This is a genomic window from Leptolyngbya sp. PL-A3, from assembly GCF_039962325.1.
Taxonomy (GTDB): Bacteria; Cyanobacteriota; Cyanobacteriia; order Elainellales; family Elainellaceae; genus Vacuolonema.
The window spans coordinates 60,216-80,955 of sequence record NZ_JAMPLB010000019.1 but is presented as its reverse complement, the minus strand read 5'-3'; the positions used below and the strand labels follow the sequence as shown (position 1 = coordinate 80,955).

18 protein-coding genes are annotated in these 20,740 nt (G+C 51.1%); 10 read left to right on the top strand and 8 right to left on the bottom strand.

Annotated features, from left to right (window positions below):
• Positions 1–15: 15 nt before the first annotated feature.
• The gene (minC, locus tag NDI52_RS16090; protein WP_190772139.1) at positions 16–807 is read right to left on the bottom strand and encodes a septum site-determining protein MinC; all 792 of its coding nucleotides are present in this window, start codon (positions 805–807) and stop codon (positions 16–18) included.
• A gap of 186 nt (positions 808–993) precedes the next feature.
• On the bottom strand, positions 994–2,310 hold the full coding sequence (locus tag NDI52_RS16085) for a four-carbon acid sugar kinase family protein (RefSeq protein ID WP_190772140.1): 1,317 nt from the start codon (positions 2,308–2,310) through the stop codon (positions 994–996).
• 286 nt (positions 2,311–2,596) lie between these two features.
• Between NDI52_RS16085 and NDI52_RS16080 the strand changes: the two genes are divergently transcribed.
• A complete protein-coding gene (locus NDI52_RS16080; RefSeq protein WP_190772141.1) occupies positions 2,597–4,375 on the top strand; it encodes an EamA family transporter in 1,779 nt (592 codons plus the stop codon).
• 78 nt (positions 4,376–4,453) lie between these two features.
• On the opposite strand, the gene NDI52_RS16075 is transcribed toward NDI52_RS16080, so the two are convergent.
• A complete protein-coding gene (locus NDI52_RS16075) occupies positions 4,454–5,698 on the bottom strand; it encodes a VWA domain-containing protein (protein WP_190772142.1) in 1,245 nt (414 codons plus the stop codon).
• A gap of 94 nt (positions 5,699–5,792) precedes the next feature.
• On the opposite strand from NDI52_RS16075, the gene NDI52_RS16070 reads away from it, so the two are divergent.
• From NDI52_RS16070 to NDI52_RS16060, 3 genes are all read left to right on the top strand, one after another.
• A complete protein-coding gene (locus tag NDI52_RS16070) occupies positions 5,793–6,479 on the top strand; it encodes an ATP-dependent Clp protease proteolytic subunit (protein ID WP_190772143.1) in 687 nt (228 codons plus the stop codon).
• Positions 6,480–6,635: 156 nt separating this feature from the next.
• Entirely contained in the window at positions 6,636–7,235 is a 600-nt protein-coding gene (locus tag NDI52_RS16065) for an ATP-dependent Clp protease proteolytic subunit (protein ID WP_190772144.1), read from the top strand.
• A 246-nt stretch (positions 7,236–7,481) separates the two neighbouring features.
• Positions 7,482–8,171, top strand: a complete 690-nt coding sequence (locus NDI52_RS16060; RefSeq protein WP_190772145.1) for a DnaJ domain-containing protein — start codon at positions 7,482–7,484, stop codon at positions 8,169–8,171.
• A 340-nt stretch (positions 8,172–8,511) separates the two neighbouring features.
• Here the strand turns inward: NDI52_RS16060 and NDI52_RS16055 are convergent, their stop codons facing one another.
• Positions 8,512–8,802: a DUF2103 domain-containing protein gene (locus NDI52_RS16055; protein ID WP_190773255.1), complete on the bottom strand. Its 291-nt coding sequence runs from the start codon at positions 8,800–8,802 to the stop codon at positions 8,512–8,514.
• A gap of 54 nt (positions 8,803–8,856) precedes the next feature.
• Positions 8,857–9,147 (bottom strand): ATP-dependent Clp protease adapter ClpS, encoded by a 291-nt coding sequence (clpS, locus tag NDI52_RS16050; protein WP_242035771.1) that lies wholly within the window; start codon positions 9,145–9,147, stop codon positions 8,857–8,859.
• A 775-nt stretch (positions 9,148–9,922) separates the two neighbouring features.
• Here clpS and dnaN point away from each other — a divergent pair.
• Entirely contained in the window at positions 9,923–11,065 is a 1,143-nt protein-coding gene (dnaN, locus tag NDI52_RS16045; RefSeq protein WP_190773257.1) for a DNA polymerase III subunit beta, read from the top strand.
• A gap of 310 nt (positions 11,066–11,375) precedes the next feature.
• On the opposite strand, the gene NDI52_RS16040 is transcribed toward dnaN, so the two are convergent.
• Complete coding sequence (locus tag NDI52_RS16040; RefSeq protein ID WP_190773258.1) at positions 11,376–12,317, bottom strand: hypothetical protein; 942 nt, start codon at positions 12,315–12,317, stop codon at positions 11,376–11,378.
• Between the two features lie 325 nt (positions 12,318–12,642).
• On the opposite strand from NDI52_RS16040, the gene NDI52_RS16035 reads away from it, so the two are divergent.
• The 4 genes from NDI52_RS16035 (at position 12,643) to NDI52_RS16020 (ending at position 18,500) form a co-directional block, all read left to right on the top strand.
• Entirely contained in the window at positions 12,643–13,056 is a 414-nt protein-coding gene (locus NDI52_RS16035) for an HD domain-containing protein (RefSeq protein ID WP_190773259.1), read from the top strand.
• Between the two features lie 419 nt (positions 13,057–13,475).
• Positions 13,476–14,678, top strand: a complete 1,203-nt coding sequence (locus NDI52_RS16030) for a GUN4 domain-containing protein (RefSeq protein WP_190773260.1) — start codon at positions 13,476–13,478, stop codon at positions 14,676–14,678.
• Positions 14,679–14,992: 314 nt separating this feature from the next.
• On the top strand, positions 14,993–16,051 hold the full coding sequence (locus NDI52_RS16025; protein ID WP_190773261.1) for an Ig-like domain-containing protein: 1,059 nt from the start codon (positions 14,993–14,995) through the stop codon (positions 16,049–16,051).
• Positions 16,052–16,562: 511 nt separating this feature from the next.
• Positions 16,563–18,500 carry a primary-amine oxidase gene (locus tag NDI52_RS16020; RefSeq protein ID WP_190773262.1) on the top strand — a complete coding sequence of 646 codons (1,938 nt, stop codon included), beginning with the start codon at positions 16,563–16,565 and terminating at the stop codon, positions 18,498–18,500.
• A gap of 130 nt (positions 18,501–18,630) precedes the next feature.
• Here NDI52_RS16020 and NDI52_RS16015 read toward each other — a convergent pair whose 3' ends face one another.
• Positions 18,631–19,263 (bottom strand): hypothetical protein, encoded by a 633-nt coding sequence (locus NDI52_RS16015; RefSeq protein WP_190773263.1) that lies wholly within the window; start codon positions 19,261–19,263, stop codon positions 18,631–18,633.
• Between the two features lie 574 nt (positions 19,264–19,837).
• Between NDI52_RS16015 and NDI52_RS16010 the strand changes: the two genes are divergently transcribed.
• On the top strand, positions 19,838–20,053 hold the full coding sequence (locus NDI52_RS16010) for a hypothetical protein (protein WP_190773264.1): 216 nt from the start codon (positions 19,838–19,840) through the stop codon (positions 20,051–20,053).
• Positions 20,054–20,167: 114 nt separating this feature from the next.
• Here NDI52_RS16010 and NDI52_RS16005 read toward each other — a convergent pair whose 3' ends face one another.
• Positions 20,168–20,482 (bottom strand): carbon dioxide-concentrating mechanism protein CcmK, encoded by a 315-nt coding sequence (locus NDI52_RS16005; RefSeq protein ID WP_190773265.1) that lies wholly within the window; start codon positions 20,480–20,482, stop codon positions 20,168–20,170.
• Positions 20,483–20,740: the final 258 nt, after the last annotated feature.

Below are 20,740 nucleotides of genomic sequence, written 5' to 3'. Positions count from 1 at the left end.
CTCTAAACCCTCTAGTTACTTGGCGTCTGGACGAAATTTTGCAAAATCTGTGGCATGGGTAATGCGGATACCCTCCTCGCCCACGTAAGCCACTTCAGGAAAAATTTGATCGGGAGCTTTTTCAGGGGGACGAGCTACATGCTCCCCAATCCGCAACTGGGTCGGCTCCAGACGTAGTGCCATGATCAGGCAGCGGTTATTCCCGCCTGCTCCGGCATGGGCCACGCCGCGAAAATAGCCCCAAACGACGATGTCCCCATCCGCAATCACCGAGCTGCCAGGATTCACATCCCCAACAATGACCACAGTGCCGGGATGGCGAACTTCCATGCCCGATCGCACGGTCGTTTGGATGTACAGAGGCTCCTCTAGCGGCTTTCCAGTCTCAGTGGATGGATTGAGATGGCTGATGGGCGCTTGTTGCTCAACGGAGAGCCCTGTGGTCGCAGCAGCCACGGCGGTTTGGCGACGGCTGGTATAAACCCGTTTTAGCTTCAGTTCGGCGTTGGAGAGGGCATCTGAGATGGCCTGCAACTGCCGACCGTCAAGGAGGCGATCGCGGGCAATTAAATGTACAGGCGTATTGGGCTGCCAAAAGCGTTCATTCGCATCCAAACGCTGCTTGAGTTGTTGCCACAGTTCAGGCCAACCCTGGGCTCCGCCCGTCTGCTCGCCTTCAGGCGGCATCAACAGCAAGAGTTTTCCAGCCTCGCTCTTAAAGCGAACCTGCATGTTGGGATCAACGGGCACCGCTGATTGCGGAATAGTTGGGAGCGAAGCAGTGGCGGGAGAGGACTCAGAGTTCATGAAAATTGCCAAAGCGACAACGCTTTCAATGAAGGCTTAGTAAGTATACATATTAGTCGGACGTTTGTAGTTCTTAACGGAAATTTTGGTGGAATTCTGATGGGCTGAACCCCTTGTAGAGGCCCTGCATACAACGTCCTCAAAGCCAGGAATTCAGCCTATGGGTGTTCCGATAAATGGTGCGGATTAAGGTTTCAGCCGTGTATACGCTTCAGCCAGAGAATCTGCATTTCCCACATTGCCGGGAAACAGCACGACAGGCAGATCGGGAAATTGAGGATGATCCGCTGGAGTCCGTACCATAGATACCCCCGGCAGAATTTGCCCCAGCAAGCGTGCTGTCCTCAGCGCCAGACCATCACTGAGCACATCGTTAGACGTGATGCCCCCCTTGCTGATGAGAAAACCGATTGTCGGCGGCAGGCCCCGCACAACATCCATCAGCAAACGGGATACGGCTACTCCAAAATCCAGACGAGTTTGGGCATCCGGGAAGGTAACTTCCTGACGGCTGGTAAAAATGACAGGGGTTTTGCCTTCGGCATGGGCAGCAGCAGCCTGCTGGAGAACAGATTGCAGCACGTCGCCCCGCTGAAGTGTAGAGTCTTCCATTAAATGGGATACGTCCACTTCCAGGGGAGCGACATCAGGCGCTTGCAGGAGTTGGTTCAATTGCTCCGTTGTCTTTTTAACGTGAGAGCCGACAATGACCGCACCGGGCTTGTGGTCACGGGTGTACTCGCCCATGGCTGAGGGCGACGTGGGCTGAGGTGGCAAGTTTGCCACAGCCGTGAGCAGACTGGCGGCGCTCCGAAACAGGAAACGCTTGCCCTGGGACGCGGCATGGCGCACATCGCCAGCAAATTGGTCTAGATCCAACTGGTTCTCAGCGTCCACAACGCAGCACTGGTTGTTGTTGAGTTCTAGCAAGCGCTCCAGAATGCCTGCTCGCACATCTGGCAGCAAAAATCGCTCAACCTGGGCTGCGGGAATGCGCCCCCGGGTTTTCTCTTCGACGTAATCGGGCAAATAGCTATAGCTGTAGCCAAACACCGAGTCTCGGGCGAACTCCGTCTCATGCACTGGAGTCGGCACCCCATCCACCAGCAGGTAATGAATGCTGTCGCGGGTGAACCGCCCCCCTTCAAAAAAGGCGGGGGTGAGGAAGTGGGCATCAAAGGGGCCCAGTTCTTCCGCGATCGCATCCGTCTCTACAGGATAATGACCACGCAGGGTGGAATCGGAGCGACTAACCATCAGAAAATCTTCGATCCCAACCTGGGCGATCGCCTCCTTCAAATTCTGGCACGCCTCTCGGGTCACGACGTCGGCCCGTTCGGGAGTCATGGCACGGGTATTTGTCAACACAAAAAATATAGGTGAGGCGTCCGTCAGCCCGACCTTCAGCGTGTCTACATCCCAGCGCATCAGTAACAGACAACCATGCACCGTCTGGGAACCGGTGGGGTCATCATCCAACACAATAATTTTTGGGGTACTCATCTCACCGATCTCGTCTGGGACGCATCCAGTATCGATTATGCGGGTTGACTGTCACAAAACTTGCAGCAATCCGCTCAGTTCATACCGGCGCCTGGTTAGCAAAATCAAACTTCAAGAAAGTCTTCCATTCCCCTAAAGATGGGTTAACCTCTGAAAGGGAGAAGAAACAAGACAGAGAGCCTTCTCTCAGTGATGCATCGCTTCGTTCTATCCGGCTGAGTTAAGCTGTCGTCACTTGAGCTGTCATCAATACTTTTGAAACCATTGTTTGCTAGGGCTGCACAGGATGGGTGAATCGCAAAATCGACCTCCCGAATCCACACCAAACGACCGCCAGGCCGTCGATCAAGTTTTGCGGAGCGTCACGCAAGACTTACGGAGCCTTCAGCAGAATCTGGTGTCACAACTGAGCCAAGATATCTCGCGCTTACAAGCCGAGCGATCGCGACTCCAAACCGAAATTGACACCCTTCAGACTCAAAATTCTCAACTCCAGTCTGAGCATGAGGTTCTGCTGAGTCAGCAACAGCAAGCTCAACAAAAAGTTTGGGCGAAACAACTGGCTCAGGCTCTCGCTGGCCACCTTTACCAGATTCTGAGCCAACGTCTGACGGCAGATAGCAATCCCTCCCTCCCCGGAGGAAACGGTAACGGTCACACCTCCCAAACTTTAATGGCACTGGATGAGACCCTCAATCAGGCTCTTGTCTCTCTCCAGCAGGATCTGAATAGCTATCACAGCTCCCTCACCCAGCAGCTCGATCGCATGCAAAGCCTGGAGAAACAGGGTGAGGTGTTGCTGGAAACCCTGGTCAGCCGATTGAGCGATCGCCTCCAGAGCGAGCTGGCCCGTATTCCTCAAGATTCTCAGTCGTTTCCAACAGGGCCCCACACCCTAGCCAATGGGTTCCGAGTTGAGCCTCCTAGCTACCCAACCGATACGCCACCTCCCAGTAATGGCTCGCGGTCAACCTATCCGACTACGTCACCGCCGCCCCCGCCGCCACCCCCGCCTCAAATGGTTCGGTCCATAGCCGTAATCCCTCCGCAATCTGCTTCCCGCTCTGGGTCTGCTCCTCGCTTCAATGTTGCTCAGCAGGGCTTAATTCTGATCCTGCTCTCGACACTGGCGTTATCTCTACACAATGTGGTTGTCAGGATTGTCAGTACGGAGCAAACCAGCATTTTTGGTGTCTTTAACCTGTCCCGTTCAATCGAGCTGAAGAGCTTAGATGCTGCGCTGCTGATTCTTTGGTTACGGATGCTGGTGGTCGTTCCGGTAATGATGGGCATTGCCAGTTTTCTTTACCCAGCCTCCTGGCGCGATATCAAAAGCTTTACCCTATCCCGCGATCCGCGATTGATTCGTAGCGTCATCGGCAGTGGGGTCTTTCTATTTTTGTCCCAGGTGCTGATTTATATTGCGATCGCCAGCATCGGCCCTGGTGTTGCAGTCACCATTCTGTTCATGTATCCGCTAATTACGGTGCCCCTGGCATGGTTTTTGTTTGGCGATCGCCCCAGCTTAATCCGATGGCTGGTGATGGCGACAATTCTATTCGGGGTGGTTCTGACCACACTTCCCCGATTAACCGTAACCAACGTCTCTCAATGGGGAATTTTTAGCGCCATTCTATCGGGTATTTTCTTTGCGCTATATCTGATTGCCATGCAGATTAGCTTCCGCAAGCTGCACCCGGTACCTGTCAGCGTTGTTCAATTCATCACGATTTTTGTCTTGACCAGCGTCATGCTGACCATCTGGTTCCCTGTCAAGGAACCCCCCAACAACCTGCTGGGCTTATTGCTTGGCGGTATTGTGTTAGGAAGCTTAACCCTAGTCGGTTATCTACTCAATAACTTGGGTGTCAAACGACTGGGTGCAGCGCGAGCCTCCATCATTGCCGCTAGCGGCCCTGTGTTGACGGCATTGCTCGCCTTTTTTATCACAGCGGATGAGTTGCAGGCAGTACAGTGGTTGGGTATTATCCTGGTGACCACAGGTATTTTAGGGCTGAGTTTTGAGCGGATGTTTCTGCAAGCACGTCCTCAAAACGGGCGGTAATCACCCTCATATTCTTACGGTTGAGGGGCAGTGCAGTGCACTGCCCCTCAACCGTTTATCCTTCGCTCAATAAGCTCTCTATGGGCCCTGAAGCATGGTTTTAGAGACGAGACGGGTTTTCTTGCGATCGCTCTCCGATAGGTTCTCCCCGGATTGCAAACGGGTTGCGTTTTCTTGTAACACCGTCGCCGCATTCTGGTCGCCCATCTGTAGGGCTGTTTTGGCGGCAGTCTGGAGCATGGTAGCCGCTCCGGTGCGATCGCCCTGTTGCAGCTTGGTCTCGGCAATCTGGGTTTGGCGGTACTTTGCCAGGGCCAGCACATGTTGTTGCACAGCCGGTTCGGGCGCAGGTTGATAGGCCGTTAAGGCATTCGCAGAAATCGTAATCGGCTCCGAGAGCAACCCTTCCCGGTTTTGAGACGGGTCATCGTAGCGCACTCGAACTGCCGCCAGTGGGTGCGTTCCTTCGGATAAGCCACCGGCATACAGGTTTGCCAATACAACACGGGGGGAATCGACCATCAAATCTCCCAAACGTACCAACAAGTTGGAACCTTCACGGGTAGGGGTTAGCTCGACAGTATCGGGCACCACCTGGGCCAGGGGCTTCATTTCCGCCAGCCGCACGTTTGGCATGAGTTGCAGCATCAGGTAGGCATTGGTCAACGCCACAGACTGCATTCGTTCAAACAGACGGCCAAACTCTGATACAGCGTCTTCAGGACGCTGGATATAGGCCAGAGTACCGCCCGCTGCATCGGCAATCCGTTCCAAAACGTCCTGGTTCCAGTGGTCACCAAAGCCCAGGGTGTTCAGCGTAAGGTTGTAGTTAGCGGCCAGCTCCGCTAATTTGAAACAGCGATCGTTGTCGCCATGCTCGTTCTCCCCATCTGTCAGCAGCAATGCCTGGGAAATCGTATCTTTTTTGGCTTTCGCCAGTTCTTCAATTCCCAAACGCATCCCTTCATCAATGGCAGTGCCGCCGCTGGGAGTGAGTTTATTAATTTGAACCTTAATTCCTGAAGGGCTTTCGACGTACTGGTTGGGCACCAGCACTTTGGCCTTGTGGTCGAACACCACAATGGAAATGCGATCGCCCGGAGATAACTTCTCCACAATCCGATGAGCGGCCTGCTTCACCGTTTCTAACGGTCGGCCCGCCATGGATCCACTATGATCGAGGATCAGACACAGATTCAGGGGAGCCGTGCGGCTACTGGGTTCTGCGATCGCCGAAATGGACACTGCCAATTGTCGCTGGTTACTGGGTTGAGCTGCATCTAAATTGGGATCGCTCAACACCGCCTGTACACCCACTCTCATGCCGCGCTCCTACCACATCTCAGCTTCACGCTACTATGGTAGAAAGAATATCCCTGTTTCAGGCAACTGCAACGCTAAACTGCAACATTTGCATATGGATTCACCCATTAAGGCCGTTCAGTCCACCTATTATGGCGAAGCATCTTATCGGACGCCGCCGCCCGACCTGCCGTCTCTTCTGTTAAAGGAGCGCATCGTCTACCTGGGGATGCCCCTGTTCTCTTCCGACGACGTGAAGCGGCGCGTCGGCGTGGATGTAACGGAACTGATCATCGCTCAGTTGCTCTATTTGCAGTTTGACGACCCCGAGAAGCCCATCTTTTTCTACATCAACTCGACGGGCACCTCCTGGTACGACGGCGACGCGATTGGCTACGAAACCGAAGCCTTCGCCATCTGCGATACCCTCAGCTACATTAAACCACCCGTTCATACCATCTGCGTCGGTCAGGCCATGGGTACTGCTGCCATGATTCTGTCCGCTGGTACAAAGGGCTACCGCGCTAGCCTCGCCCATGCCACCATCGTGCTCAACCAGACACGTACTGGAGCCCAGGGGCAAGCGACGGATATTCAAATCCGTGCCAAGGAAGTGATTGCCAACAAAACCGCTACGTTGGAAATTCTCTCCCGCAACACAGGGCAAGATCCCGAGAAGATCGACCGGGATACCGATCGGATGCTGTACCTGACGCCCCAGGAGGCCAAGGAATACGGTCTGATTGATCGCGTTCTGGAAAGCACTAAACAGCTTCCCAAGCCGGTTCCCGCATTAACCTGATAGCGTTCCGGGGGCGAATCGCCTTCGCCCCATCTGTCGAATCCCTTGAGAGGGCGAATTCTTCGCCTTTGCCAGAGGTTTTCTGTGACGGCCGCTAGCCTGACCAGAATTCTCACCTGGAACCTGCGTTAAACTTCTACTCCACGGTTCTGACCCATGCCTATCGGTATTCCTAGCGTTCCTTACCGCCTCCCTGGCAGCACCTACGAGCGGTGGATTGATATCTACACCCGCCTGAGCCAGGAGCGCATCATTTTCCTGGGACAGGAAGTCACTGACTCCCTGGCCAACTCCATCATCGCGTCGATGCTGTACCTCGATTCTGAGGATCAGAACAAACCCATTTATATCTACATCAACTCTCCCGGTGGCTCGGTGACCGCTGGCATGGCTATCTACGACACCATGCAGCACATCAAATCAGAAGTGATCACCATCTGCGTGGGTCTGGCGGCTTCCATGGGAGCCTTCCTGCTCACCGCTGGAACAAAGGGCAAGCGCATGGCCCTGCCCCACTCCCGCATTATGATCCACCAGCCTCTAGGTGGAACCGGACGGCGTCAGGCAACTGACATCGAAATCGAAGCCAAGCAAATTCTACGAGTTCGTCAAGAACTCAATGAGTTGATGGCGATGCACACCGGCCAAACGGTGGAGCAGATCGAAAAAGACACCGATCGCGACAACTTTATGTCGGCCTTTGAGGCACAACAGTACGGATTGATCGATCGCGTGATTGAAGATAAGAACGGGTAATCTTAAATCGATAGTCGAAAGATTGGTTTTCCAGGTTGCTACCTGTGAAAGCCAATCTTTTTTCGTAGAAGTTGGTAATCGGCAATGGGCCATGGACTGACCACAGCTTATCCCCATTGCCGATGCTGCAACTATCTACTCACGCCAAAACCCTACCGATCGTGTAATGATGGCAATAATTTCTGTTCAGATCGGTTAATTTTTACGTTTCTGGTGGCAGAATTCCATTAATTCTGCCTTTTTTGGATGAAGCTTGCGGATTGCTATCGCCTGTTGGGATTAAGGGAAGGGGCCAGTTACGACGAGATTAAGGCCGCCTACCGTCGTTTGGCACGTCGTTACCATCCCGACATGAATCCCGGCTCGGTCAAGGCTAAAGACACCTTTATTCAGCTCACAGACGCCTATCACAAGCTCCTGGATGCCGCCCAACCCTCGGTGCTAAAGGCCCGGCGCAAAACCCAGACAACCGCCGCTGCAAAGCCTGCTGACACGAAATCCACAAAGTCAACGGCGGCCGCCCAGCCTAAAGTCGCTCAACCCAAAACTTCAGCTCAGCCTGCTGTAAAACCGGCCACCCCCAGCAGTATTCGGAAACGCCCGGTGGTGCAGCGTGACCCCAATACGTCCGCCAGTGACCACCAGATGAAGGAAAAGGTCTTTGAGCTGTTGCAGCGATCGCTCCAGGAACAACGGTATCCACGAGCGATCGCCCTCGTTGAAGGTCTTGCCCAACGCCTTCCCCAGGACGCCGAAGTTCGCCAGTGGTTGGCCGTGGTTTACCAGCGTTGGGGCCGCCACCTGATCAGTACTCGCCAATTTGATAAAGCCAAAATCTTCCTCAACAAAGCTCTGCGCACCGACCCCCACAATCGGACTTTATGGTATGAAGTCGATCGGGATATGCGACGGATTGATGGCATTGAGATTATGTAAGGAGGTTTCTGCATAAGAATTTACCCAGAATGTTGGTGCTTTGCCCGCTTCGCGGGCAAAGCACCAACATTCTGGGGGTAATTTCATTACTGGAAATCTCCTAATATCATGTCGCCTTAAATGCACATAATACTCACTTTTGCACAATGACGATTTAGCAAGCACTCCAGCGTTTTTCCCTGACCTTATATCATGTGCATTTAACCAGACATGATATAAGGCAGAGGGCAGGAGGTAGAAGTAGGGATTAAAGCCAAAGGTAGAGGGATAAATTAAGCGCAATACCTGAAAATACTTGCCTTTTTCCCTCTGCCCTCTGCCTCCTATCTTTCCTCCTGCCTTATCCCAAAACCTGAGCGATCGCCCCTTCTAACTCTCCCTGGTTCAACGTCGTCAACACGAATACTTCTTGGAAGGTTTTACCTTTGCGGGCAATTAACTTAAAGCCACCGCGAATGGGGATGGAAACCTTGATTTTAAGTTCGGGCGTGTTGCTTTTGGCCCGACCGATGACGGCCGGGGTGATGGTACTGATGCCAGCAACCTGGGTCAGGCGTTCCAGAATGGGGATGAGGCCGGGTAGATGAGTTGAGTGGTTCCAGACCAAGCGGCCGCCAGGGGTATTACGCATGGCCAATACCCAAAGCAGCCCGTTGATCAACAGCTATACAAGTTATAAGCGGCACTAGGCGGCCTCCAGAGGAGCCATTGTCAGCCCCTCGCGGCGGAGTTGTTGATGGTAGAGTTCGGCCTGTTCTTGTGGCCCTACCCAGACGACCGCTTGCCCGTCGAAGTGAACCTGGTTGGTCAGTTCCCAGGCGCGATCGCTGGTCATTTGAGGAATGTATTTCATTAAGCATTCGGCGACGTGCTGAAACGTATTGAAGTCATCGTCGAGCACGATCACTTTGAAGTTAGGATAGGTCTTTTTAACGGTTTGGCTAACCTTATCGGGAGTGACGGTTGGGGAAGCCATTGCACGAGGTTGAATGAACGGTATTGCCATAACAGGAGGAATGAAGACGAAACAAATTGTTACATTTTTCCTCAATCATCAGCTTACCGAGCATTGGGCGATTTGGGTAGAAGCCAGCGGGCGATCTCATTCCCACCCAAACACCTGAAGCAACCGAGGAAAGCTGGGATGATGCGCCCAGTTTTTTTCTAGCCAATTATCTTGCCGTTCGCCTAAAACGAGCGATCGCGACAGCATCCATCAGACACACAGACCAGATTAGCCGATCGCTTTATTGATTGCCCAAACGAAGTTAATTGGATTCTTCCAACAGATGAAATTTGTTGAGAGCGGCCATTAATTGGAACTCTAGCCTTAGGAAATTGCGTCCCTTGGCAACCAACTTACGAAACTTTACAAAAAGATCTGTGGAAAAGCTCACGATCTTTTGGGGAAATCTTGGGGGGAAGATCGTGGAAAACCGTGAAACGATCGTGGAAAAAGAGTTTCAGCTTTCTGGCCTGTGGATAAACCCCTAGGTTTTCCACAAGTTTTCCACAGGCCCGATCAGACTTGAGCAGGCGTTTTTGATTGATCCCCGATCTTTTTCCACAGTTTCCACACGCCCTACTACTACGATCCGGTCTTTTAAAAAATTGATCAAAAGCAGATCAAGAAAGGCGTTCAGGCGATCGCGTTGAACGGGCAAAGCAGGGGTGATAAGATCACCGTCCAAGCCGATCGCGCTTGCACCGATTCGTTCAGACCTCTTCTTTCCCTCGCGGTTTTGCACTCCATGAAACTGACCTGTACCCAGAGCGATCTCAACGCCCACCTTTCACTCGTTAGCCGCGCCGTACCGTCTCGACCCAGCCACCCGGTTCTTGCGAATATTCTCTTGATAGCGGATGAAGAAACGCAGCAAGTGCGTTTAACGGGTTTTGATTTGAGCTTAGGAGTGCAAACCAGTTTTAGCGCTGAGGTAGAAACTGGAGGTAAATTAACGCTTCCAGCTCGTCTGTTGTCAGACATCGTTTCGCGCCTTCCCGATGGAAGCCTTACGCTAGAAGATGAATCTGGCGAGCATACCGCTACGCTGACTTCTACCTCTGGGCGGTATCAGATGCGTGGCATGGGCGCTGAAGATTATCCAGAATTACCAACGATCGCGGACACTGAAGGTACCAGTAGCCTCCCTGTCGAAGCACTGATCGAAGGATTGCGTGGTTCTCTTTTTGCAGCCAGTAGCGATGAAGCCAAGCAAGTTCTCACGGGAGTTCACCTGACGGTTGATACCGAAGGTATGGAATTTGCAGCCACGGATGGCCACCGACTGGCCGTTGTCCAAACTCCTAATGTGGAGGATGCCGCTGTCAGTGAAGATGACACGTTTGATGTAACCGTTCCCGGTAAAGCCTTGCGAGAGCTAGAGCGGATGTTGCAGATGAACAGTGCGGGAAATGCGATCGCCGTTCGCTTTGACCAGGGGCAATTAATTTTTGAATGGGAAAATCAGCGGCTCACCAGCCGTCTGCTGGAAGGCCAGTATCCTAACTATCGCCAACTGATTCCCCGGCAATTCTCACGTCAGATGACGGTCGATCGCCGCGCTTTTACCAGCTCTCTGGAACGAATCGCAGTTTTGGCTGACCAGAAAAACAACATCGTCAAATTTAATATTGATTCTGGTGCCCAGGAAGTTGTGTTGTCTGTAGATGCTCCAGACGTTGGCAGTGGTCGAGAAGCGATGCCCGCCCAAGTCTCCGGCGATGACTTGGAAATTGCCTTCAACGTGAAATATCTGTTGGAAGGACTCAAAGCCTTCAACACCACTGATATTCAGATGCAGTTCAATACATCGACCAGCCCCTCGATCATCGTCCCTTTAGGTGGCATGAAAATGACTTACTTGGTAATGCCTGTCCAAGTGCGAAGCTAAGCTATAGAGTCCCAAGACGTTAAACATCCTGGGATTCTGGCTCTTTAGTTAATCTCAATGCTTTGGAGACAGAAGAACGCCTGTAGATACAACAACATTCGAGAGAACGTTTAGCAGTTTCAACAGCGTTTTACTCTGGTTTCGATCTTCTGAAAGAACGAATTGCTAGCGATAGCAAGTGCTGCTATACAAAAAGCTTCTTCATGTGGCAGCGCTTTCACGCAAACCCTAAGAGTACGCAAATACTCTTCATGAAGAAGCTAAATCCAAATTAGCAATGAACCTGTTGGTGCTATTGCCTTTTCAATTTCTAGTCGATGTATCCCAGTCCGAGTAGCAGGGCCATAAGGACATTCGCGGCGATCGCCACTCCACCAAAGCTACCGCTGAGGCAGCGGAACCATTGCAGAGATTGACGGCTGTGTTGCCAGAGTTGAACGGCGGTGAAAATAGCGAAGATAGTGGCGATCGCCATAGAAACCCACATCAGCACATACCCAACGTGTGAAGAAGATGTACTCAAGCTAAAGAAGGGTGGGAGATGAACGAAAGTCCAGCGGAGGGAGGACCAACACAGTTGAAACATCCCAAGAACGCTGAGGATGCCCGCTAGAACTGCGCCAATGGGGTTGAGCCGCTCCCAGAGGAAGAGGGCCGTAGTCAAGATGGTAATGATGCCTACGGCGATCGCCCCGCCGTGAAGTACCCGATGCCAGGTATCGAGTGTGAGGCCATGAGAGGTAACGGCATCATAGTAGGGTAAACGCCCTAACACACTCCAGACCATTTGGTAAGTGCCGAACCCACAGGCCACACTGACAAAGCCTTTGCTGATCCCTCCTGGATGCAGCCAGGCAAAAAGACCAAAAATGACTCCAGCCGCGAGAGCCAACCCCATCACGATCCACAGAAGGCGGATCTCTCCCCATTTCTTAATCGTGTTAATTCCCCAATATTGGCGTTCGATGGCTTGCAGCTGCTCTGTAGTTAATGGGAGCCCTGTCAGTTCATACATCGTTGCCAGAATGGGTGCATAGTTCATGCCTGTGTCTTTGCAGCTAACGAGTTGGTTCCCATACTCGGCACGGCAAACATTGGGGTTGTATGGATAGTCAGAGCCCTTCAGCAATGTGACGTTGAGTGTTTGATTTTGGACATCGGCTTGACATTGAAATTGTGCGTCTGTTGCTGTGCAGTTAAAAATAGGATTGGGTAGATAGATGACGGAGCTTTCGGTTGTAGAAATTGCCAAACTCGCAAAAGGGGTGCTGGGTACACGAGGTGCATTGAGTAAAAGCAAACTTAGAAAAGCACTAACTAGAACAATCCATAAGCCAATCATGAATCTTGATGAAAACAGGAGTGCTCGATACATAAGCGGGTTGCTTTGAAGGGCTAATAACTTGTTGTAATTGATAGATACACTCTGTTAAAAGTTCCTTTAATTGATTGAAATAGTTGTCTTTATCTAATCTTTAAGAAAACGAGTTGAAAATCCGCATTGCTCTTGAAATAGCGAACAGTTGAGCTACTTATTTTCTCTAAGCAATATTTCATGGAGTACCTGAAGACACGTTATGCAAAAACTAGAACAAGCCATTCAATTAGCGACTCGTCTACATGCAGGGCAGGTTGACAAAGCCGGTGAAGATTATATTCAGCATCCATTACGGGTCATGAATGCAGTAGAGGGTGAAACTACGAAAATCGTTGCGGTTTTGCATGACACTTTAGAGGATACTCCCATTACATTTGAGGAACTGGAGGGACAATTTGGGAGTGACGTTGCCTCTGCTGTTCAGGCTTTAACGCGATTAGAAGGTGAAGATTATTTTGACTTTATTGAGCGGGTGAAGCAGAATGCGATCGCCACCACCGTTAAAATTGCTGACTTGAAAGACAACATGAATTTAAGCCGGATGGCAACGATTACTGAAAAAGATCTTGCAAGACATGAAAAATATAAAAAAGCGCTCCAGTTACTTCACTAGTAGGCTGCGGCCTAAGTTCGCAAACTATGTTTTTGTGTAGGGTGCGAAGCACCCTACACAAAAACATAGGTGATGGATTTCCGCCGCAGCGTACTAGGATGTATTCCACTTTTGTAAGTGAAGGGGACAAAGCCTCCTCACTCACAAAAGCGGGTTTCAAATTTTTAAAGGTTGATAGCTACAATACTCTGGACAGTTTTTCTGAAACTCTTGGTTTTGCGTGCGCGAAGCGCACGCAAAACCAAGAGTTTCAGAAAAACTGTCCGAACTAATGAGCTAAAAACCATACACCATTGCTTTTTTCACAAAAATTCGACCAACAAATGTGACAGCAGACTTACTGGTTAAGACTTTCCGGAAATTCGCTGAATAAATGGGGAGTCATCCCAGGTAGTCATAGTTGTCAATGGTCAGTTGATATGAAACGTGCGGCTGTGGTTGGAGGATTGGTTACGTTAGGGTTAGGGATTTTGGGATTGGGAGTGCTGGAGATGCGCTTTCCAGAACGGGAGGCGATCGCGGCTGAAACCACCACTCCCAATCCCGACGCGCCTGATGTCAATCGCGATGTCTTTTATTTCAGCGAGTATGGGTTTCGCTTTGTCATGCCAAAGGGCTTCACCGTGGTGCCCAGTGAAGAGCAGTCCACTGCGCCAGTTCCAGTGCAACATCTGGAAATCTGGAATTTAGGGGATTTTTACAATCGTGGAAATCAGACGGAAAATCCTCCCATTGTTCGCATTCGCGTGTTTGAAAATCCCCAGGGTTTGCCCCTGCGAGATTGGAAAGGAGAACTGAGTGAGGAGGGCGATCGCCCCATCTCCGTTGCAGGTCAGGAAGGTTTGGCCTACAGCGCAACCGGCTTATACGAATCGGATAATGTTGTGTTCTCCTCGCCCGATGGCCGTTACGTAATCCGCATTCGTGCAGACTATATCGGGCCTGAGGATGACACCCGCGAGGTCTTCCAGGGCTTGCTGCAAAGCTTTGTGTTTGACCTGGTGCCCGGTGCGACGGGAACCACCCAAATAGATTACAGCCACCTTCAGCAACACCTGGCGGCGCAAGATTGGCAGCGGGCTGACCTGGAAACCCGTGCCATCCTATCCCGTATCTGGCAACGCGATCGCCAGGGTGACCTCTACTATGGCAGTTCCGGATTCCTGGCCAATCTCCCCTGCGAGGACGTACGGACCATTGACCAGTTGTGGTCAGCAGCCAGTCAGGGGCGGCTGGGATTACGAGCTCAGCAACGCATCTGGGAAACCGTTTCGGCCCAAACCACTGACCCACGGGAACGGGTTGATCGTTTCGGTCAGGCGGTTGGCTGGCGACGGGACACCCCCTGGGGCGAAGACAATCCTTTTGGCTTTGTTCTGGTCGGTAGCTCCTGGAATTTGGATACTACGATGAACGTCTCTGAACCTGTGGATGGGCAATTTCCCTGGGGGGGTATCTCTGCCAGTCGTCTGGAAAGCTTGCTGGCGGAAACAGCGACCGGATGCGGCAGTTGCACGACGGATGCGATGTATTTGGTGAGCGATCGCTACTACGAATACATTCCTGCTCTCTTTGAGCGGCTGGATACCTGTTTGTGCAACGAAGCGAAAACTGAGGAATAAAATTGTGGCAACGTGAGGGAAGATCTGTTGACAAGGCTGGAAACGATTAGATCACAAGCCACCCAGTAGCCCAACTCAATTAAACATAAAACCCCAAATGCTGTGATGCCTACGAGGTGGACGTCACAGCATTAGGTTTTGGATGCCAGATATGAGTATGCCGCTCCCCTTAAAAGTGACGAAGAATTTGGCCGTTTGAGGCGATCGCCAATCAACCCATCTGACTATCGATAGATCTACCCCCAGCTTGTGGAACCTTTAGGGCCAAAACGATTCAATGGAACTCAGATAGAAGTGTTCCACTACACCGTAATATGAAAACCCTATTGGCTTCCGTTGCTGCCCTTGGAGTCGTGCTATCTCCTGTCGTTCTGCCCCAATTTGCCCTTGCTCAGCGACTTGTAGATGTAGAACCGGCTGTCAATGGCCAGAATGTGCCTTCCAACACCTCCATTTCCGGGGAATTCGATGCGGGTAATGGTCCCGCTGTCGATCCGGGTTCCGTCCGGATTCTGGTCAACGGCCAGGATGTGACGGGACAAAGTACCATTACCCGTGGTTTCTTTACCTATCGTCCTGCTCAACCCCTCCCTGCTGGGCAACTGGTACGGGTTCAGGTCGATTACCGCAACGTGAATGGCGATCGCCAAACTACCAGCTGGTCTTTCACCACTCAGGCAGCCCAACCCACCGCTCAGATTACATCCGTCACCCATTCGGCTAACGCTGGCTCCCAGGCTTCCGGTTCTACCTTCCGCGTCACCATTAATGGTACGCCGGGGGCTCAAGCCTCTGTGCTGTTAGTGCAGGATGGACGCACCATTCGGGAGTTGAGGGCGCAGGAAACCTCTTCTGGGGTTTATACCGCTACTCTGCCAGTTGGACAGAGCGATCGCGTTCAGGAAGGAGTTGTTGTTGCTCGCCTCCAGCGACAGGGCCAGTCCACCTATGCAGCGGCTCCCCAACCTTTCCAATTTGGTGTTGCAACCCAACCTACACCCACACCTACACCTTCCCCTTCTCCTTCCCCTCAACCCACGCCGTCTCCAACTCAGGGAGAGCTACGTCCCCGGTTTACCAGTCATAGGGACGGTCAAGAGGTAGGTAATGGTAGGTTTACCCTCGTTGGGCAAACTCGGCCTAATGCCACTGTCGATATCCAAGTGACCTACCGGGTTTCTGTGCTAGGGGTGAATGTGGTGGAACAGACGTTGGTTGACGAGGAAGTCCAGGCCGATCGCAATGGCCAATTCCAACTGGAGGTGTCTCCTCCCCGTCTCCCAGTGCCAGGCGTGCGTTACACGGTCAGAGCAACCGCCCGTCAGGGTAACGAAACTAGCTCTGAAACTCGGATTACCTTGTCGCAACGCTAATAGTTCAGTTCACTAATGGATTTGTGAAGGGTTAATGCGGCGTGCATTGCACGCCGCATTAACCCTTCATGTTTGCATTTCAGCCTTGCCGTAATTCTCGAACAATTTTTTAAGCCAAATAGTTAGGAGGTTTCTGCATAAGAATTTACCCAGAATGTTGGTGCTTTGCCCGCGAAGCGGGCAAAGCACCAACATTCTGGGGGTAATTTCATTACTGGAAATCTCCTTAGACCACAAGGCATCAAAGGGGCAAAGAATTTGGCGGTTTTCGGGCGAAAGCCAAATTATGACATCTTCGACATCAGGTAGGATTGATTGCCTCAAACTTCCTTGGGATTTGCCAGAGTGCTTTGTTGCAATGAGCACCCAGAAGCTTTTCAGAATTCGCTAGCGTAGAAACTGCTGTATTGGCGATCGCCTCCCAAAATCCTCAAAGGTAAGTAGGCGATCGCTGGTTATCTCGACATCGCCGAGCAACCCCAACAGCTCTGAAACCAATACTCACGATAGTATGACCATTACTCGCGAATCCTCGCCCAGCATCACAGCTCCCGCTCTGCACCCACTGGAGCCTCTGAGCCCTGCCGAAATTGAACGGGCCGTTGCCATCGTCCGTCAGGAGAAACGTGTGGGCAACACCTACCGTTTTCCCTGTGTCACTTTGCGGGAGCCTGCTAAAGCTTTCATGTTGGGCTATCAACCGGGCGATCTCTTTGAGCGGGAAGCATTTCTGATTCTGCTCGACAATGCGACTGGGAAGACCTATGAGGCGATCGTCTCTCTCAACCAGGGCACTGTTACCCGTTGGACTGGCATCCCAGACGTGCAGCCCAACATCATGCCCGATGAGCTAGTGGAGTGCGAAGCTGCGGTTAAACAGCACCCTGAGTTTCTTGCGGCACTGGAAAAACGCGGTATTACCGATTTGGATCTGGTGGTGGTTGACCCCTGGGCACCGGGCAATTTTGGCTTTGAGGACGAGGTGGGGATTCGCATTTCCCGCTGCATCTGTTATCTGCGGGCCAATCCTGAGGGTAACTTCTACTCTCGCCCCATCGATGGCCTGATTCCCATGGTGAATCTCAACACGATGGAGGTAATTCGCATTGAAGACCATGGAGTTGTGCCGGTACCTCCTGATCCAGGTGAGTACGAAGCCCGCTTCATGCCCGACATGCGGAAGGACATCAAGCCGTTGCACATTACCCAGCCGGAAGGCCCCAGCTTTGAGGTTGAGGGGCACCACATCCGCTGGCAAAAGTGGGATTTACGCATTGGTTTTAATCCGCGTGAAGGATTGGTGCTCTATCAGGTGGGCTATGAGGATGAGGGACGGTTGCGGCCTATTCTTTATCGCGCATCTATGGCGGAAATGGTGGTGCCCTATGGCGACCCACGCATTCAGCACTATCGCAAAAATGCCTTTGATATTGGCGAACATGGCATTGGGATTCTGGCGAACTCCCTCAAACTGGGTTGCGATTGCCTGGGCGAGATTTACTACTTTGATGGCGTGCTGACGGATAGCCGAGGCAATGTCTCCATCACCGAGAATGCCGTGTGTATGCACGAAGAGGACTACGGCATCTTGTGGAAGCATACCGACTGGCGGCGGGAGAGCGTGGAGGTGAGGCGATCGCGCCGTCTTGTCCTCTCGTTCATCGCCACAGTGGATAACTACGAATATGGTTTCTTCTGGTATTTCTATCAGGATGGAACCATTCAATACGAAGTCAAGCTAACAGGAATTCTACTGTGCGGTGCATTAATGGATTTCCAGAAATATGGCACCGTCGTTGCGCCCGAGTTAAACGGTTTAAACCATCAACACATTTTCTGTATGCGCCTCGATTTTGACATCGATGGTTGCCCCAACACGGTTTACGAAGTCAACTCCGAGTCTGCACCTCCGGGGCCAGACAACCCTATGGGCAATGCTTTCTTTGCAACCTCCACTCCCCTCAAAACCGAGCAGGAGGCGAAGCGCATCATTGACCCCCTCAAAGCTCGTTACTGGAAGATTGTGAACCCCTCCGTCAAAAATCGGCTCGATCAACCCGTTGGTTTCAAGCTTATTCCCGGCGAAAATGTTCTCCCCTTCGCCCATCCAGACTCTCCTATTCTGAAGCGAGCTGGGTTCATGGCCCAACATCTCTGGGTTACCCCTTACGACGATGCAGAAAAGCATCCTGCTGGCAACTACCCCAACCAACATGCGGGTGGTGAGGGTCTACCCAAGTGGACACAGGCTAACCGCTCCATTGAGGAGACAGACGTAGTGATGTGGTACGTCTTCGGCCATCATCACATTACCCGCCCTGAAGATTGGCCAATTATGCCGACCGCTTACTCGGGTTTTATGATTAAGCCTGTGGGTTTCTTCAATGCAAATCCGGCATTAGATGTGCCACCGACTAGTGCCTACAACGGTGAGCATTGTCACAAATAGGTTGATTTTTCGTGCGCCTAGCGCACGAAAAATCAACCCTACAATGTACAGGACTTATGCAAGTTTGCTAGCTGTAGTACAGGTGTGTTGTGAGTGGGTTGCTTAGCAACCCACTCACAACAGATATGCGTCAGTCCCGTGAGTTAGCGCTTGATGTTCCTAATTTTGTGGATAGCACGTCGTCTAGGAACAATTTGTGTTTTTCTGGTATATCAATTTTTGAAATAGAACCAAAGATAAATTTAGAAGGCCGTTTATGATTTAACACTAGAATGTTGGGTCGTGCCGCATCCCAATGGTAAGAATCGATCTCTTGCCACTTCAATAAGTTAAACATAAAGTACATTCCATTTTCGTATACAAGCACATTGCTGCATCCAATCAGGATGTAGAGAATGGATATATTCCAATAAAGAATTAAAGGTGACCAGTCATCTGATGTAACTACAAAGTTAGGAGAGCCACCGAAGTGTTCATAAATAAAAAAAATTGATAAAGCCAGGCTAGCAACAGCAAAAATCAACCCACAGGACAAGAACCAGTAATTTGATAATGAACGACCAATCTTCAGGATAAGAGAGCCTGTCTCTCTTATCCCAGGCTCTAACCATGACACTATTGGAAGCCAGGTCAAAAGACTGGCGGCTGTGTATACACATACGGCGTAATTTACACTGGGGCTAACATCCAAAATAGATAGAACAAAAGATAGACCAATAACAATAAAAAGACCTAATAGGAAAAAACTAAGAAAGCGTGACATGTGCTACTTCCAACGAGCGCCCAGGTAAAACAACCTTTAAAAACACTGACGCGATCTACAATTCCAGACGCGATCGCCTCATCAAATCAAACTTTTTACAGGATTAAGCTTAAAGGCTATTTAAGCAGTTAATCTTTTATGCCCTATGCACATAAAAGATTAAGGAGATTTCCAGTAATGAAATTACCCCCAGAATGTTGGTGCTTTGCCCGCGAAGCGGGCAAAGCACCAACATTCTGGGTAAATTCTTATGCAGAAACCTCCTAACTGCTTAAACAGCCTCTCGGAACATCGGGGTGTGTAACGCCGGGTGCATCCCACTTTTGCAGATTTGGAAACCCACTTTTGTAAGTGAGGCGGGCTTAGCCCGCCTCACTTACAAAAGTGGGATGCACCCTGTAACGCCTCACTGGAGGGGAAATTCCTACAACCGGTAGATCGCCCACAAGCACTGCGATGGATGCATTCCTTCGAGGCATGTGCTGTTGAATCAGTTTTGTTAATTTCCAAGACAACCCTTTCTAATCAATCAAAAATTCTGTATCATAAGCTACAGAAACAGAGGAAATTTTTTATGGATTCAGCAACGCTCTCCTTTAACTCACAGTCCAATGCTTCTGGTGGGTTCATTCCTCAGGCCAACTGCTGGGTGCAGTTGCGCGATCGCCTCACTCCCTTCAGCCATGATGAGGCGCTGCTGCTGTGCGAAGAAGAGGGCGATCGCTGGGTAGCGTGGATTCCCGACCATGGGGAAGTTGTCTTGCACCGATCACAGTTTGTTGCAGAATAAATCCAAAAAACGTTGCTGAATGGAGGGTGAAACCCAGGTTTCACCCTCCATTCAGCAATACCAAAAGAAAAGTGAGCGGTGCTAAGCACCGCTCACTTTTCTTTCTTTAAAGCTTTACATGACAGCTCTAAACTGGGTAACCGCTTCGGTGTAGCGAATCGGTAGCACATACTCCAGGTTTTCATTGGGACGGGCAATGATATGGGTTGACAGCACTTGACCGCCGTTAACCCGCTTGACCGACTCCATTCCGGCAGCGAGGGAAGCCTGAACTTCGGAAACATTGCCCCGAACGATAACGGTGACCCGGCCACTGCCAATTTTTTCGTAGCCGACTAAGGTGACCTGCGCCGCTTTCACCATGGCGTCCGCCGCTTCAACAACCGCCGGGAAACCCAGGGTTTCAATCATTCCAACAGCAATTGACATAAAGATACGTCTAACCTTTTTGGTTGTATTGAGGGTTAATAGACACCCAATTATCCGTCGCTGATTTAATTTGAACAGGATCTACCCGATGGGTTAATGTGCTATCTGACCCACATCGATCCGGTATCTTTTGTTGCCTGTTTTATGAAGTGCTGTGCGCCTTAGTAGAGTCCGAGGGTAGGAGCTGTAAGAACCAAACACCAAGCCTTTCGCACTCAACTCCGTTGCACAACGCTATGAATAAAGTTCAGGATACGG